At 56.9% G+C, this 15,038-nt stretch carries 13 protein-coding genes; 11 read left to right on the forward strand and 2 right to left on the reverse strand.

Annotated features, from left to right (window positions below; all coding sequences use genetic code 11):
• Positions 1-96: 96 nt before the first annotated feature.
• Both IDH45_RS18300 and IDH45_RS18305 read right to left on the reverse strand, forming a co-directional pair.
• On the reverse strand, positions 97-756 hold the full coding sequence (locus tag IDH45_RS18300; RefSeq protein WP_190929573.1) for an SOS response-associated peptidase family protein: 660 nt from the start codon (positions 754-756) through the stop codon (positions 97-99).
• A gap of 213 nt (positions 757-969) precedes the next feature.
• Entirely contained in the window at positions 970-1,476 is a 507-nt protein-coding gene (locus IDH45_RS18305) for a metal-dependent hydrolase (RefSeq protein ID WP_190929574.1), read from the reverse strand.
• 247 nt (positions 1,477-1,723) lie between these two features.
• Between IDH45_RS18305 and IDH45_RS18310 the strand changes: the two genes are divergently transcribed.
• The 11 genes from IDH45_RS18310 (at position 1,724) to IDH45_RS18360 (ending at position 14,999) form a co-directional block, all read left to right on the forward strand.
• Positions 1,724-3,412, forward strand: a complete 1,689-nt coding sequence (locus tag IDH45_RS18310; RefSeq protein WP_190929575.1) for a spore germination protein — start codon at positions 1,724-1,726, stop codon at positions 3,410-3,412.
• Positions 3,357-4,526, forward strand: a complete 1,170-nt coding sequence (locus IDH45_RS18315) for a GerAB/ArcD/ProY family transporter (protein ID WP_190929576.1) — start codon at positions 3,357-3,359, stop codon at positions 4,524-4,526. Before IDH45_RS18310 ends, IDH45_RS18315 begins: the two co-directional genes overlap by 56 nt.
• A complete protein-coding gene (locus IDH45_RS18320) occupies positions 4,453-5,736 on the forward strand; it encodes a Ger(x)C family spore germination protein (protein ID WP_190929577.1) in 1,284 nt (427 codons plus the stop codon). Before IDH45_RS18315 ends, IDH45_RS18320 begins: the two co-directional genes overlap by 74 nt.
• 120 nt (positions 5,737-5,856) lie before the next feature.
• Positions 5,857-6,072, forward strand: coding sequence for a CLC_0170 family protein (locus IDH45_RS18325; RefSeq protein ID WP_190929578.1), 216 nt, complete (start codon positions 5,857-5,859; stop codon positions 6,070-6,072).
• A 373-nt stretch (positions 6,073-6,445) separates the two neighbouring features.
• Positions 6,446-7,378, forward strand: coding sequence for a manganese-dependent inorganic pyrophosphatase (locus IDH45_RS18330; protein ID WP_190929579.1), 933 nt, complete (start codon positions 6,446-6,448; stop codon positions 7,376-7,378).
• 221 nt (positions 7,379-7,599) lie between these two features.
• Positions 7,600-8,298: an SGNH/GDSL hydrolase family protein gene (locus tag IDH45_RS18335; RefSeq protein WP_190929580.1), complete on the forward strand. Its 699-nt coding sequence runs from the start codon at positions 7,600-7,602 to the stop codon at positions 8,296-8,298.
• A 632-nt stretch (positions 8,299-8,930) separates the two neighbouring features.
• The gene (locus IDH45_RS18340) at positions 8,931-11,000 is read left to right on the forward strand and encodes a bifunctional aldolase/short-chain dehydrogenase (RefSeq protein ID WP_190929581.1); all 2,070 of its coding nucleotides are present in this window, start codon (positions 8,931-8,933) and stop codon (positions 10,998-11,000) included.
• Between the two features lie 16 nt (positions 11,001-11,016).
• The gene (locus IDH45_RS18345) at positions 11,017-11,388 is read left to right on the forward strand and encodes a sensory rhodopsin transducer (RefSeq protein ID WP_190929582.1); all 372 of its coding nucleotides are present in this window, start codon (positions 11,017-11,019) and stop codon (positions 11,386-11,388) included.
• Positions 11,389-11,453: 65 nt separating this feature from the next.
• On the forward strand, positions 11,454-12,716 hold the full coding sequence (gene rhaA / locus IDH45_RS18350; RefSeq protein ID WP_190929583.1) for an L-rhamnose isomerase: 1,263 nt from the start codon (positions 11,454-11,456) through the stop codon (positions 12,714-12,716).
• 24 nt (positions 12,717-12,740) lie between these two features.
• Positions 12,741-14,216, forward strand: a complete 1,476-nt coding sequence (locus tag IDH45_RS18355) for a rhamnulokinase (protein ID WP_190929584.1) — start codon at positions 12,741-12,743, stop codon at positions 14,214-14,216.
• Positions 14,217-14,237: 21 nt separating this feature from the next.
• Complete coding sequence (locus IDH45_RS18360) at positions 14,238-14,999, forward strand: DeoR/GlpR family DNA-binding transcription regulator (RefSeq protein WP_190929585.1); 762 nt, start codon at positions 14,238-14,240, stop codon at positions 14,997-14,999.
• Positions 15,000-15,038: the final 39 nt, after the last annotated feature.

Consider the following 15,038-nt stretch of genomic DNA (forward strand, 5'->3'; position numbering starts at 1 on the left):
GGCATTCCGCTACGTGGATGTCCCTTTTTTTGACACGTCAGGTATCTTTAAGTGTCTTTAAGTTCAAGTTCTTCACCGTACTAAAGCGGAGAAGGGTTATTTCCCTTGTCGAGTCAGCGCGGTACGTGTCGTCGCGAGTCGTTCGTTGGGGGTGGTCACTTGGTCTTTTTGCTGTCCGGCCGTTTCCGGCTGAATCGCTGCGATGTCCTCGACCATCTCCACCAAATCGCCTTTAGCCAAAAATTCGGTAGAGAGCCATGCGTCCATCTGAGCAGGACTGAGCAGCATCGGCACCGGTCCGTCCTGGCCGGCGGATCTCGCCGGAACGGACAAGATCGTACACGTCCGGAGCTCCTCGCCGTACGGATTTTTGTACAGGTCGTATACGCCGGCGATGGCCAGCAGGCGTCCCTTATGGAGCAGGCGACGTTCCGGCTTGCGGCCGCGTTGTCCGGGGGTCACGCTGTAATAGGAGCTGCAAGGAATGATGCAGCGTTGTCTTTTCAGCATATAATCGAACGATTTATTCGTCAGGGCCGAACGGGTATCGGCCTGAACGGACGCTTTGGCCCAGTAAGGCATCAACCCCCAGCGGCACTCGTCCAGCAAACGTTCGGACTGCTTTCCGAATATCGCGGCAACAAGCCCGGTGGGCGCGATCTCGCTATTTCGTTCATGGAAGGCGAGCACCTGTGTAACGTGGAACCGGTCGGTTAATTCGTGCACATCCGTTTGCAGGGCGAGGCGGTAGCTCATCGGGAAAGTCTCCTTATCGGCGCGATTGTCATGAATTACTATGCACCGATATTTCCAATTCTATCCCGAACAATCAGAAAGGGAGAACCGGCCCCTATGCTGCCGGATTCGGCCGAACATCATCGCCCGGGCGGTCCGGCAGCGGCCCTCTTTCTTCGGACGACGCGGCCGGAGCGGCGGAGGGCGACAAGCTCCGGCGTTTTTCGCTAAGCCTTAGCCTAGCAGTCCGAACCGGATCGTCGACAGCGGAATCCACAAGCTGACGGCAAGCAGCATCCAGCGGATGACCGTTTCTCCGGTAGATCCGGTATCGATCGCCAGCCATTTCGGCAGGAGACGAATTTTGCCTTTAATCGGCCAAAACAGCTGGACCCCGTTATCGTTCAGCAAATCGATCAGCGGATGGGAAGCGTAGGCGGCCAGAAATACGAGGTAATACAAATCGGGCAAGGGGGCCGCGACGAACGACAAGGCGGCGATACATAAGATCGAATGGGTCAGCGTCCGGTGCTTCACGTTAATCAGCTTAAGCAGCGCCGACAGCGGGAACAGCACCTTGGCCATCGTCGATCCCTGCTTATCCACGTCGGCCAAAGTTCCGGCCAAGCAGCCGAGCAGCACAGCCCCCGCAGCCTCCCAGGACAAAAACGGCACGTCCCGGTAGACGAGTACGATTTCAGCAGCGACGAGTCCGGCGGCGCTGTGCGTTTTTTGCAGCAAAACAATTCTCCTCTCCGACTTTTCCTCCAGACAAAGACGGCTGTCCGGAAACGAACGATATAGGTTTCGAAACATTCATACGTTAACGGTACGCAGATGTTTCTTTTTTCGACATCTTTTTTTGCGTTTCTTTGCCGAATCTCTTCGGCTCTCATGAATAAACTTCCAGAGCGGGTCACCATACTAACAGGGATATGGAGCTTTTTCGATCTTGTTCGTCTATCATCCGCAGAACGGAGGTGTTCGGATGTTCCGGTTTCCCTGGCAAAAGCCGAAACGGCGTCAAAGGAAATATGCGGCCCCGTATGGGCAAACCCGTCCCCAAGAGCCGAACCGCTCTCCGGTTACGAAACGGATCGAGCATACGATTGGTTATTTGGAACAGTGTCTCGGGCAAAGCGACGACTTCGTGATTCGCACGTTCCATGTGATGGGGGATACGCCCGCCGTTATTTGTTATTTTACTCATCTGACCGACGGAGCTCACAAGGAAATACTGAAGTCGCTCATGACGATCGGCAACCGGCAGGAGACGGCCAAGCTTCGCGGCGACAAGCTGACCCGGCAACTGATGAACGACTTCTTGTTCGCCAGCGACGGCTTTACAGTTAAAGACCGCGAAGCGGTGTCGGAAGAGCTGCTCGGCGGAAGTACGATCGTGCATGTGGAAGGCTCGGACGAAATCTGCGTATTCGGTACGCGCAATATCGAGAAGCGAGCGATCGACCAGCCCGAGACGGAGCAGGTTATTCGCGGTCCGAGGGAAGGCTTCATCGAGCCGATCTCGACCAATCTGTCGCTGATCCGCTACCGGCTTCAATCGCCCGATCTGCGGATCAAGACGCTGAAGCTGGGCAAGCGGACCCGCTCTGCCGTGGCGGTATGTTACATGGACGGCATAACGAACCGAAAGCTGCTGGATGAAGTGATGCACCGGCTGTCGCTGATCGACATAGACGGGATTTTGGATTCCGGGTATTTGGAGCAATTGATCGAAGACAACCACTATTCGCCGTTTCCCCAAGTGCAGTTGACGGAACGTCCCGACAAGGCGGTTGCGAATTTGTTGGAGGGGCGCGTCATCCTGATCGTCGACGGATCGCCGATGGCGTTGATCGTGCCGACCGTGTTCACCCAATTTTACCAGACGAGCGAAGACTATGCGGAACGGTTTCTGCTGGTCAGCTTCATCCGGCTTGCCCGGCTGCTTGCGCTGCTGTTCTCACTTGTTTTTCCTTCCTTGTACGTGGCGATTATTTCGTTTAACCCGGAGCTTATCCCTACGGAGTTCGCTGTTGCCGTCGCAGGCGGAAGGGCGGGCGTTCCTTTCCCGGCCGTCGTCGAAGTGCTGATTATGGAAATATCCATGGAAGTGCTTCGCGAAGCGACGATCCGGCTGCCGCAGCAGGTAGGCGGCGCACTGTCGATCGTAGGCGTGCTCGTCGTCGGCCAAGCCGCGGTAGCAGCCGGCTTCGTCAGCCCGATCACGGTCGTCGTCATCGCCTTAACGACGATCGGTTCTTTCGCGACGCCGGCTTACAATGCCGCGCTTGCCTTAAGGCTGTTAAGATTCCCGATCATTATCGCTTCCGGCATGTTCGGGCTGTATGGCGTCATGGTCGGGCTGATCTTTATCGCCAATCATATGTTGTCGCTGAAATCGTTCGGCGTGCCGTACCTCAGCCCGATCGTCCCGGGCGACTATGAAGGGATGAAGGATTCCTTGTTCCGGGCTCCGCTCTGGTGGATGAAGCGGCGTCCCGCCATGCTGCAGCCGGGCGATGATACAAGACTGTCGGAGAAACGGATGCACGAGCTGGAACATTCGAAGCATAATGTGCTCGATCCGCTTCCCGTACGAAACGAATCGGGGGAAGGTCATGAAGGACAATCCGCGTCAAATCACGGAAATCCAAGCGGCGATCATCGTTATTAGCACGATCATCGGGGTCGGGGTGCTGCCGCTTCCGTTGTTCGCCTCGCGGGCCGGCGGAACGGGCGGTCCGATGGTGACGGCTGTTGCAGTTGTGACGGCTCTGGTCAGCTTGCTGCTGATTACGAAGCTCGGTCAGCGGTTTCCGAAACAGACCATCGTTCAATACAGCGAAGAGCTGATCGGCAAGTGGCCTGCCCGGCTCGGGACCGTGTGCATTATCGTTTTTTTCGGAGTGCTGACGGCGATGACCGCCCGCGAATTCGGCGAAGTGGTCATTACGTCCGTACTTAAGAAGACGCCGCTGGATGTGACGGTCATCGTCATGCTGCTGCTCGCCGCGTTGTCGACCCGCAACAGTTTGGCCACGTTCGCGTACATCCACCAGTTTTACTTTCCGCTCATTTTGTTTCCGGCGATGGTCATCATCGCACTGTCGCTCAAAAACGCCAACCTGCTGTACCTGCAGCCGGTGTGGGGGGAAAGTACGGCAGGGATGCTGCACGGGATTTTGATCATCGCGGCGTTGTTTCAAGGCTCGTTCGTAATGACGCTTGTTATTCCGGCGATGCGCTCACCAGGCAAGGCGATGCGGGCTTCATTCTGGGGAATCGCGATTTCGGGCGGTTTGTACTTGCTGATCGTGATCGCCACCTTGGCCGTCTTCGGCCCGGAGGAGACGAATAAGCTGCTGTGGCCTACGCTGGAGCTGGCCAAGGTGACTTCGCTTCCCGCCAATATTTTGGAAAGGCTTGACGCCGCATTTCTGGCGATCTGGGTGACGGCCGTGTTCACGACCTTGCTGTCCGCCCATTACTTTACGATTCATGCGCTCAGCCAGCTGTTCCGCCTGAACGATCACAAGCTGTTCTCGATGATGCTGCTGCCGTATGTGTTCGTGATGGCCATGTATCCGAAAAATGTGCTCCAAATGTACGAGATTATCAGCATGGTCGGGCGGATCGGACTTGTACTGACTTTCGTCTACCCGCTTTTTCTGCTGCTCGTGGCGATTTTTCGCAAAAAAGGAGGTGGCAAAACCGATGACCGCAACCGGACGACGGATCGAAAAGGAGCCGAACCAACCCCGTCCGTTTCTTCCCAGCCGGTTAAGTAGATTGGCTCTTCGCGCGGCTGCGGCCTGGATCGTCTGTTCCCTGCTCAGCGGCTGCTGGGACAGGCTGGAGATCGAAGAGCGGGCGATGGTGCTCGGAATCGGCATCGATACCGAAACGCACGAGATAAGCGGCCAAGACGAGAATATTACGCATGTCGGAGAAGCATTTCCGAAGCCGAAGACGGACCCGATCCGGTTAACCGCGCAAATCGCCGTTCCCGGCCGGATTCCGCTCGGACCAAGCGACGCCGGCGGCGGGTCGCAGCCCGGACAGAAGCCGATTTGGGTGCTTGAAGTGGTCGGGCATACGATGGACGATGCGATCATGAATTTGCAGCAGAAGATGGCGGACCGGCTGTTCTGGGGACATCTGCGGGTGATCGTCATCTCCAAGGAGCTGGCGAAGCAGGGGCTCGCCAATATAAACGATTATTTGCGCCGCAACACGGAGGTACGGAGGACGACGTGGATCGCCATATCGGAAGGGAAAGCAAGTGATCTGATGGGACTGACCCCCCAATTGGAACGGCTGCCGCCGCTTTACTTGCTGAACACGATGGAGCATGCGGTGCAGATGGGCAAACTGCCGAACATCTTCGCAGGCCGGTTCTGGTCTGCCGGCTCCTCGAAAGGGACGGACCCTTTTCTGCCGTATATCAAGCTGCTTGAGGCGGAAAATATCGAGATTGCGGGACTCGCCTATTTCCGCGCGGATAAGCTGGTTGGAACGACCGAACCTCTGGAGATCGCCGGATTTATGGGGATTAAGGGATTGTCCCCTGGAGGTTACGGTGTAGTCGTACATATTCCGGATTCGGAAACGACGGTCATGTATCAGGCGACTCACCGGAAATCGCGGACGAAGGTCGAGATCCGCGACGGCAAGCCTGTAATGAAATTGAGAATCCATACCGAAGGGAACTTATCCGAGAAGTCGAGCGAGCAGGTCGAGCTGGACGCCTACATTATCGGGCAGATCGAACGTCAGATTAATGAGAACGGGGCGAAGGAATACCGCAATCTGATCCGCAAAACCCAGCAGCGGGGGTCCGATATATTCGGCTTCGGGGAGTATGTCAGAGCGAAAAGACCCGGTTACTGGGCCAGCGAGGTCCGCACGAAGGAGCGATGGGAGGAGCTGTACAGAACGCTGGAGATCGAGCTGGAAGTGAGCAACAGCATACGCAGGGTCGGCAGCAAGACGACTTGACGGCTTGATGACTCGATAGCTTGCGGTTTTGCCGGTTTGGCTGTTGACGGTTTGATGGCTTGGCGTTGACAGCTTGACAGCGTGAGGGCTTGATGGCGTAAACGCGAAGGAGGGCGGCTCATGTTTGGCGGGAACACGTACATCGGATATTTGCATTACATCGTCATATTATTTATCGCGAGCGGCGTCTTTATCTTGTACATGGACGCAACGGTCTATAAAGACGGGAAGATGATGAGGGAACGCAAAGCCGCTCTCATTTCCGCTTGGCTGAACTTGACGCTTGGTGTAGTCGTATTGCTTGGAAGCTGGGTGTACACGAAATTTCTCTGGTGATTGGCGCGTCGTAATTGTATCGAAGAAGTCTGCGGACGGTGCGCAGGCTTTTTTCGTTATGGTTCCAGGTCAGATAAAGACGAAAGTAGAGGGTACCCGAGACACTCATTTTGCTTAGAGCCCGCATGCATAGGTGGGGGGCGAAGGCAAACCTGAAGGGTAATGGGAACTTATGCTAAATTAATCTCTGTAAAGGGATAGGAATAAAATGAATTATAAGCTATAATCGAGGAGGTGCCGTTCCTTTTTTGGCGAATATAGTTGCGGTGGAACGAATTAATGGTACTATATCTAGTAGAGTTTTTTGTACTTATCGATTGTTGGGGCTGGAGCAGACCCCTCCTACCAATTCACAAAACGAAGGAGCCAGACGATGGAGAAAACATTAATTTTTGGACACAAAAATCCGGATACGGACTCGATTTGTTCCGCTATCGCTTACGCTGCGCTGAAAACCGAACTGGGGCAGGCCGTAGAGGCTGTCCGGCTCGGAGACGTCAACGGCGAGACGCAATTCGCTCTCGACAAGTTCAAAGCCGAGGCGCCCCGTCTTGTCGGGACTGTAGCGAACGAGACGAAAACCGTCATTTTGGTTGACCATAACGAGCGCCAGCAAAGCGCCAGCGATATCGAACAAGTCCGTGTAGCCGAAGTGATCGACCATCACCGGATTGCGAATTTCGAGACGAGCGGCCCGCTGTATTACCGTGCCGAGCCTGTCGGCTGCACAGCGACGATCCTGAACAAATTGTATAAGGAAAACGGCGTTTCGATTCGTCCGGAGATTGCCGGCCTGATGCTGTCGGCGATTATCTCCGACTCGCTGCTGTTCAAATCGCCGACCTGCACGCAGGAAGACGTCGCGGCAGCGCGGGAGCTTGCCGCTATCGCCGGGGTGGACGCTGACAGCTACGGTCTCGAGATGCTGAAAGCCGGAGCGGACCTGGGCGACAAAACGATCGCCGAGCTCGTATCCCTCGATGCGAAAGAGTTCCAAATGGGCACGTACAAAGTCGAGATCGCGCAAGTTAACGCTGTGGACGTTAACGACGTGTTGTCCCGTCAGGCCGAGCTGGAAACGGCTCTTGAAGCGATCATCGCTTCGAAAGGGCTCGATTTGTTCCTGTTCGTTGTTACGGACATTCTCAATAACGATTCGGTAGGCGTTGCGCTTGGCCGCGCCGCGCACGCGGTTGAGAAAGCCTACAACGTAACGCTCGCGGACAACAAAGCGGAGCTGAGAGGCGTCGTATCGCGCAAATCGCAAATAGTACCGGTTCTGACCGACGTGTTTAACAAACTTTAATCGGTTTTGTTAACCGGTTCGGAACTGCCATTCGGCCTTCTATCATGCCGGACCCGGTCTTCGTCCCGCCCTCCGGCGGGATTGAAGGCTTTTTTTTGTTCTCCAATGCCCGTGAATATCGTGTGAAGATGGTGCGGAACCGCTTTCTCGGCGAATCGGATGCCTCTATAATGAGGGAAGCCGAGGGATACGTCCCCGAATACGAAAGGACGGTACATGGGATGAACGGGAAAACGAACGATTCACTCCATTGGAGACGGAAATTGACGAACGGGGAACCGATAACCGTAGTTGCGCTTGGAGACAGCTGGACGTATGGAAGTGTGGCCGAAGGCTGGTACGAAGCCCGGGAGTCCGCCATGAATCCCGAGCTAATCCGCGGATCGTGGGTGATGCAGCTTCGCAGACGGCTGCATCAGCTGAATCCGCAAGCCGTCGTAGTGAATTCCGGCAAGGGCGGCTGGACGGCTCCGCAAGCACTGGAGGCGTTCGATACGCTGGTCGCCGCCCATCAACCGGATCTGCTCCTGCTGAACTACGGCATTAATGACTGGAAACGTCCGGTCCCCCTGGAGCGGTACAGAGCCGATCTGGAGCGCATTCTCGATAAAGCCGGTGAGCTGGGCAGCGCCTCTGTTTTGTGGACGAGCGGTCCGGTATCCGCGTTATCGGGCGAGACGTACGGCTGGCACAGTCCGATGAAGGATGACGGGTTCCCGGAGCCGTTCGCCCGGTTCAACGATACGCTGCGCGAACTCGCGGCGGAGCGCGGGCTTCCGCTGGCCGATGCGGAGCGCTGGATCGAAGCGGAATGGCGGGAGGGAGTCGATATTTCGGGCTGGTTTTATGACTCGATTCATTTTTTGCAGATCGGCCACGACCGGATTTTCGCCTGCATTTGCGAAACGCTGGACATATGAGGCGGGGAGAAAAGCTTCGTTGATTGCCTTTTTGGCGGTGGACGCGGCTTTTTCTTTTTGTGCGGGTGCAGGAACGTTATCGTGAAAGTTCGGCCTTGTGCATCCGCCGGTTTGCGAGCAATATGGACAGCCGGTGTATGAACGGGGACTTTTGACGGGAGATGTGCAGGAGCAGGAGTAGGAGCTGGAGCCGGAGCCGATGTCGGTTAAGAGTGGTTTGTCCCCTATTTGGTCCGAAAACCCTTGGGCACGGAACAGGAGCGGTTTGGAGCTGTTAAAATCGGAGAAACGGGTGCAGACACGACCAACAGGTTGAAATAAGGGATGCAAACCGCTTCTATGCCTCTCCGTCTTCCCGATATGCTGAAAATAAAGGGTGCCAGCATCTCTTATTTCTTTGCAGGCCGGCGCGTATCCGTATACGTTTGGGAGAGGGAGCGGAACGCTCTCGACTCACCGGTAAGCTGCCGTTTACCCGGGGGATGTGCGATGCGGCAAAGGTGTTGAACAAAACAAGACTTTTCCCGCAAAAAATTTCCGTTTTGTTTTGAAAATAAGCATATTCAAAAACAAACAAAAATGATATAGTGAAAACAAGCATAAACAAAACAAACGCAAGGTGGAGGAGAACGATGGTACAAAGCTTGTGGGACAACACGAAAGCATCGCAGCTGCAAGAAGGGCTTGATCAGCTCGTTTACCGGTCGAATCTGATCGGGGCCGACCGTCGTGTATGCAATTGGGGAGGCGGCAATACGTCGAGCAAGACGACGGTGCGCGATTTTCGCGGCCGCGAGGTGGAAGTGATGTATGTGAAGGGCAGCGGCTCCGACCTCGCGACGATGAAGGCCGGCAATTTCACGGGGCTGCGGATGGACGACATCCGTCCGTTGTTCGAGCGGCCGGAGATGTCCGACGAGGAGATGGTCGGTTATTTGGCGCACTGCATGATCGATGCCAAACATCCGCGCGCTTCGATCGAGACGCTGCTGCACGCGTTCCTGCCGTTTAAGCATGTGGACCACACGCATCCGGATGCGATTATCAGCTTGTGCTGCGCGGATAACGGCAAGCAGGCGGCACGCGAAATATATGGCGACCGGTTCGTCTGGGTGCCGTATGTACGTCCGGGCTTTACGCTCTCCAAGATGATCGCCGAAGGCGTATTGGCCAATCCGAAGGCGGAGCTCGTGCTGATGGAGAAACACGGTCTCGTCACTTGGGGCGATACGGCGGAAGCCTGCTACGAGAAAACGATCGCGATCATCAACGAAGCCGAGCGTTATATCGAAGCGCGCGTCGACGAGGCGAAGCTGTTCGGAGGAGTGAAGCACGAGGCGCTGCCGGCCGATGTGCGCCGCGATATCGCTGCGCAAGTGATGCCGGCTGTCCGTGGAGCGGTCAGCGATACGAAAAAAATGATCCTCTCTTTCGACGACGGCGAGGATGTGCTGCAATTTGCAGGAAGCTGCGATTGCGCGGAGCTGTCCCAGGTCGGCGCCGCATGCCCGGACCATCTCGTTCATACGAAGGTCGTGCCGCTCCTTATCGACTGGACGCCGGACCCGTCCGACATCGAAGGCTTGAAGGCCAAACTTGCAGCAGGCATCTCCGCCTACAAGGAGTTATACGCGGCTTACTTCGAGCGCAATAAGAACGAGGGAGACGTTATGTTCGAGGCCGCTCCCCGCGTTATCCTGATTCCGGGCGTCGGCATGATCAACACTGGCAAAAGCTGGGCGATGTCGCAAATAAGCGGAGCGCTGTACCACCGCGCGATCGCGGTGATGAGAGGAGCGACGGCGCTCGGACGTTTCGTCAGTTTGAGCGAGAACGAGTCGTACAACGTGGAGTATTGGCCGCTCGAGCTGTATAAGCTGACGCTGGCTCCGCCGGAAGCCGAATTTTCCCGCAAGGTGGCGTTTATTACGGGCGGAGCCGGGGGGATCGGCAGCGAAACGGCACGCCGCCTCGTATCGGAAGGGGCGCATGTCGTCCTGGCCGACCTGAATCTGGAGGGAGCGCAGAAAGTAGCTTCCGAAATTAACGAAAAATACGGCGACAACCGGGCTCTTGCAGTTAAAATGGACGTAACGGACGAAGAGGCCGTAGCGGCGGCTTATACCGAAACCGCTCTGGCTTACGGCGGCGTGGACATCATCGTCAACAACGCGGGGCTGGCGACCTCCAGTCCATTCGACGAGACGACGCTGAAGGAATGGAACTTGAACATCAACGTGCTCGGCACGGGATATTTCCTCGTCGCCCGCGAAGCGTTCAAGCTGATGAAAACGCAGGGACAGGGCGGCAACATGGTGTTTATTGCCTCGAAAAATGCGGTGTATGCCGGCAAAAACGCCTCCGCCTACAGCGCCGCCAAAGCGCTGGAAGCCCATCTCGCCCGCTGCATCGCAGCCGAGGGCGGGGAGTACGGCATCCGCGTTAATACGATATTGCCGGACGCGATCCTGCAAGGCTCGGCGATCTGGAACTCGAACTGGCGCAATGAGCGGGCGGCCGCTTACGGCATCGAACCGGATCAGCTTGAGGAGTATTACCGGAAACGGACGACGTTGCTGGTGAACATTTTCCCGAAAGATATTGCGGAAGGCATTGCCTTCTTCGCTTCGTCCCGATCGGACAAAACGACGGGCTGCATGCTGACGATCGACGGCGGTGTGCCGGCGGCATTTACTCGATAAACGCGGAGGGATCACGATGAACCATAAGGCGGCTGGAGCTTTGCACTGGATCATCCCGGACGGCTACATTCCGGAGAAAAGCTCGGGAGATTTGACGAGCCATGAGTCGATTTGTGTGCTGAACTGCTCGTCCGACGATGCGCAGCTTGCGATAACGATCTATTTCGAAGACCGGGACCCGATGGAGGATCTGTTCGCTATCGTGCCGGGCAGACGTACGAAACATATCCGCACGAGCTTGCTCGAAAAAAACGGCGCTTCGATTCCCGTAGGCGTTCCGTATGCGATCGAAGTGCGCAGCGACATTCCGGTTATCGTGCAATACAGCAGACTTGATGCCACCCAGGCGGAGAATGCGCTTATGTCAGTCATGGCGTATCCGCTCTGACGAACGAGTATGGAAGCGAACCCGCTACGAGACTACACGGGTTATCCGGAAGGAGTACAATCGATATGGAACCTACCATTCAATCCAGCTACGAAGAAGCCAAGAAACTGTATGCGCAGCATGGAATCGACGTCGACCGGGCGCTGGAGCGGCTGGCGCAAATTAAAATCTCGATGCATTGCTGGCAAGGGGACGACGTGCGCGGCTTTCTGAACCGCGACCAGGATCTGACCGGCGGCATCTCGGTGACCGGCAACTATCCGGGAGCGGCCCGGACGCCGGAGGAACTGCGCGCCGATCTGGAGAAGGCGTTCAGCCTTATTCCCGGCAAGCATAAAGTGAACCTTCATTCAATCTACGCGGATACGGACGAGAAAGTCGAGCTGGACCGGATCGAGCCGAAGCATTTTGAATCGTGGGTCGATTGGGCGAAGGAGCACGGGCTCGGTCTTGACTTTAATCCGACTTGCTTCTCGCACGAGAAGTCGCAGGACGGCTTTACGCTCAGCCATCCGGACCCGGCTATCCGGCAGTTCTGGATCGACCACTGCAAGGCGTCGCGGAAGATCGGGGCGTACTTCGGAGAACAGCTGGGCCAAACTTGTGTGACGAACGTATGGGTTCCGGACGGATTCAAAGATATTCCGGCAGACCGGCTTGGCCCGAGACAGCGGCTCAAAGACGCGCTGGACGAAGTGTTCGCAGAGGAGCTCAACCCGGCTCACAACCTGGACGCCGTCGAGAGCAAGCTGTTCGGTATCGGCTCGGAAGCGTATGTCGTCGGTTCTCATGAATTTTATATGGGCTACGGGCTGCAGAACAACAAGCTGATTTGTCTGGATGCCGGTCATTTTCATCCGACTGAAGTGATCTCGAACAAGTTGTCGTCCTTGTCTTTGTTCGCGGACGGAATCCTCCTGCACGTAAGCCGCCCGATGCGCTGGGACAGCGATCATGTCGTCATTCTCGACGACGAGCTGCTCGATATCGCGAAGGAACTGGTCTACGGCGATTTGCTGGGCAAAACGCATATCGGGCTCGACTTCTTCGACGGCAGCATCAACCGGGTCGCGGCTTGGGTCATCGGCACGCGCAATACGATCAAAGCGCTGCTCCGCGCCATGCTGACGCCGGCGGAAGCGCTGAAGCAGGCGGAGCTGGAGGGCGATTATACGACGCGTCTGGCATTGACCGAGGAGTTCAAATCGTATCCGTTCGGAGCGGTCTGGGATTACTACTGCGCCCAATCGGGCGTTCCGGTTCGCGAGCAGTGGCTGGCCGAAGTAAAATCATACGAGCGGGACGTACTGCTGAAGCGCGGCGAATAAGAAATTCGGGTTGGGTGATATCAATTGACGAGCATACTCGCGTATGACCTCGGCGCGAGCAGCGGGAGAGCGCTGCTGGGCCGGTTAAACAGCCGCACCATCGAAACGGAAGAGCTGCACCGGTTCCCGAACAACCCGGTGCAAGTGCGGGGACGACTGCACTGGGACATTCTACGTCTGCTGCACGAGATGAAGCAGGCGCTGCTCAAGGCCAAGCACCGCGGCGTAACGCTTCAGAGTCTGGCGATCGACTCGTGGGCCGTCGACTTCGGGCTGATCGGCCGGAGCGGCGAGCTGCTGGGCAATCCGTACCATTACCGGGATACGCATACGGACGGCGTAATGGAGAACCTCTCCGTTCAGTTGACGCCGCCGTATATTTTCGGCCGTACAGGCATTCAGTTTCTACCGTTTAATACGATCTACCAGCTGGCTGCGATGAAACGGGACGATTCGCCGCTGTTGCGGGAGGCGGACCGCTTCCTGATGATCCCGGATCTGCTGCGCTATTTCCTTACCGGAGACATGTACAACGAATTTTCCAATGCGACGACTACGCAATTGTACAATCCGCTGCGGGGAGATTGGGATACGGACTTGCTGGCGGCGATCGGGATTCCGGCGTCCTGGTTCGGTCCGGTGCTGCAGCCGGGAGCGGGTGCGGGCGAGCTGCTTCCTTCCGTATGCGGGGAGCTCGGTATCGCTTCCGTCCCCGTTATTGCCGTCGCGGAACACGACACGGGATCGGCTGTGGCGGCCGTTCCGGCGACAGACCGCTCCTTCGCTTACTTGAGCTGCGGCACCTGGTCGCTGATGGGAACCGAGACGGACCGTCCGGTGCTCAGCGAGCTGGCGCAACAGCTGAACTTTACGAACGAGGGCGGCGTAGGCGGCACGTACCGGCTGCTGAAGAACATTATGGGCTTGTGGATTTTGCAGGAGACGAAGAGAGAGTGGGAGCGCGGCGGGACGACGCTATCGTATCCGGAACTGATCGGACTGGCCGAACAGGCGCCCGCCTTTACCGCCTGGATCGATCCGGACGATGCGCGCTTCCTCGCTCCCGGCGATATGACCCCGCGCATCCGGGATTACTGCCGGGAGACCGGACAGCGGGCGCCCGAGCAGCCTGGCGAAGTCGTTCGTTGTATTTTGGAAAGTTTGGCGTTAAAATATCGCTATGTGCTGGAGTTAACCGAGCGGTTGTCCGGGAACGCATTCAGCGGGCTGCATATGGTAGGCGGCGGCATCCAGAACAAGCTGCTGTGCCAGTGGTCGGCAAGCGCGATCGGCAAGCCCGTCTGGGCGGGACCTGCCGAGGGCAGTGCGATCGGCAACTTGGCCGTCCAATGGATCGCTCATGGAGTGTTCGCGGACATCTGGGAAGCGCGGCGGGTTATCCGCGAGTCGTTTCCCGTGGAGGTATACGAGCCGAATAACCGGGAAGCCTGGGAAGACGCGTACGGACGATTCCGTACCGCTACCGGCCTGGCCGAATAACGACACGGAAAGAGGGAACGCATGCTGGTCGCGGAACGATACGAGAAAATCGTACAACTGGTCAATGAGAGAGGCAGCATTCGAGTGTCGGAGCTAAGCGAATTGTGCGAGGTGACGGAGGAGACGATCCGGCGCGATCTGGACCGGCTGGAGCAGTCGGGACGGCTGCGCCGCTCCCACGGCGGAGCGGTGAGCGTCAGGGACCAGCAGCAGCCGGAGATCCCTTACGCCGAACGCGAGATTACGCAGGCGGAGGAGAAGAAGCGGATCGCCCGGGAAGCGGTCAAGCGGATCGCGCCGAATGGACGCATTCTTCTCGACGCAAGCACGACGGCCTGGTATATGGCGGCGAATCTGCCGGACCTTCCGTTGACCGTGCTGACGAATTCGATTAAAGTCGCGATGGAGCTGGCTGGAAAAGAGAAGATCGAGGTCATTTCCACCGGCGGTATTCTCGCCGCCCGTTCGCTGTCGTACGTAGGTCCGCTGGCCGAGCGTTCGCTTGACGCGTATCATGTCGATCTCGCCTTTTTGTCCTGCAAGGGCGTCCACCTGGAGCGGGGCATCAGTGAATCGAACGAGCTGCAGGGCCGCATCAAGCAGAAGATGATCGGGATCGCGGAACGCGTCGTGTTGCTGGCCGATTCGAGCAAGTTCGGCGTTCAGGCGTTTACGCATGTCGCCCCTCTGCACAAAGTGCACGAAATCGTTACCGATTCGGAGCTGGACCGAGAGACGACCGAGCAGCTGCAAAGCTTGGGAATCACGGTTACCGACGTATAACGACCGTGCCGGATGTGCAAGTTTTACCTTTATTATATG

The sequence above is a fragment of the Paenibacillus oceani genome, from assembly GCF_014705615.1.
GTDB lineage: Bacteria > Bacillota > Bacilli > Paenibacillales > NBRC-103111 > Paenibacillus_AB > Paenibacillus_AB oceani.

What these genes read in the sequence shown, in the direction of transcription:
- IDH45_RS18310 (WP_190929575.1), top strand. Translation starts at nt 1,724, where the DNA reads ATGTTCCGGTTTCCCTGGCAAAAGCCGAAACGGCGTCAAAGGAAATAT.
- IDH45_RS18320 (WP_190929577.1), top strand. Translation starts at nt 4,453, where the DNA reads ATGACCGCAACCGGACGACGGATCGAAAAGGAGCCGAACCAACCCCGT.
- IDH45_RS18330 (WP_190929579.1), top strand. Translation starts at nt 6,446, where the DNA reads ATGGAGAAAACATTAATTTTTGGACACAAAAATCCGGATACGGACTCG.
- IDH45_RS18335 (WP_190929580.1), top strand. Translation starts at nt 7,600, where the DNA reads ATGAACGGGAAAACGAACGATTCACTCCATTGGAGACGGAAATTGACG.
- IDH45_RS18360 (WP_190929585.1), top strand. Translation starts at nt 14,238, where the DNA reads ATGCTGGTCGCGGAACGATACGAGAAAATCGTACAACTGGTCAATGAG.
- rhaA (WP_190929583.1), top strand. Translation starts at nt 11,454, where the DNA reads ATGGAACCTACCATTCAATCCAGCTACGAAGAAGCCAAGAAACTGTAT.
- IDH45_RS18300 (WP_190929573.1), bottom strand. Translation starts at nt 756, where the DNA reads ATGAGCTACCGCCTCGCCCTGCAAACGGATGTGCACGAATTAACCGAC.
- IDH45_RS18315 (WP_190929576.1), top strand. Translation starts at nt 3,357, where the DNA reads ATGAAGGACAATCCGCGTCAAATCACGGAAATCCAAGCGGCGATCATC.
- IDH45_RS18325 (WP_190929578.1), top strand. Translation starts at nt 5,857, where the DNA reads ATGTTTGGCGGGAACACGTACATCGGATATTTGCATTACATCGTCATA.
- IDH45_RS18345 (WP_190929582.1), top strand. Translation starts at nt 11,017, where the DNA reads ATGAACCATAAGGCGGCTGGAGCTTTGCACTGGATCATCCCGGACGGC.
- IDH45_RS18340 (WP_190929581.1), top strand. Translation starts at nt 8,931, where the DNA reads ATGGTACAAAGCTTGTGGGACAACACGAAAGCATCGCAGCTGCAAGAA.